Source organism: Lactiplantibacillus sp. ME-2, assembly GCF_022549155.1.
Taxonomy (GTDB): domain Bacteria; phylum Bacillota; class Bacilli; order Lactobacillales; family Lactobacillaceae; genus Lactiplantibacillus; species Lactiplantibacillus plantarum.
The window spans coordinates 1-449 of record NZ_JAKZEQ010000131.1; the positions used below are offsets into that span (position 1 = coordinate 1).

A 449-nucleotide genomic window follows, 5' to 3' on the forward strand; every position below is an offset into this window, starting at 1 on the left:
ATAGTAAGGCAGTTTTATTAACTTTAATCGATCGCAAATCACGGTTCCTTTGGGCATACCGGTTAAAAGATCGGACGACAGCGACTGTTAATGAAGCACTAACTAAGTTCCTAACCACTTCTAATGGTCCGGTGCACAGCTTTACTGTGGACCGTGGCACTGAGTTTAGTGGGCTAGTATCACTTGAATCACAATATGGTATTAAGACCTATTACTGCCATGCTTATACGCCAGCTGAACGTGGTAGTAATGAACGCTTTAATCGGAATTTACGTTATTTTTATCCTAAAGGGACTCGTTTTGAGCACATTAGTGCTCAAGATTTAACGACGACGTTACTCCAAATTAACCAGCGACCGCTTAAAATACTCGACTGGCAAACACCGTATCAGGCTATGCTGACAAATTTGTCCAAAAATTCGGATTAAATTTGCAATCTACCATTTAAT

1 pseudogene is annotated in these 449 nt (G+C 40.3%); it reads left to right on the forward strand.

Annotation, left to right across the window (positions count from 1 at the left end):
* A pseudogene (locus tag MMY95_RS15680) lies at nucleotides 1-428 on the forward strand (IS30-like element ISLpl1 family transposase); the annotation flags it as partial.
* Nucleotides 429-449 lie beyond the last annotated feature (21 nt).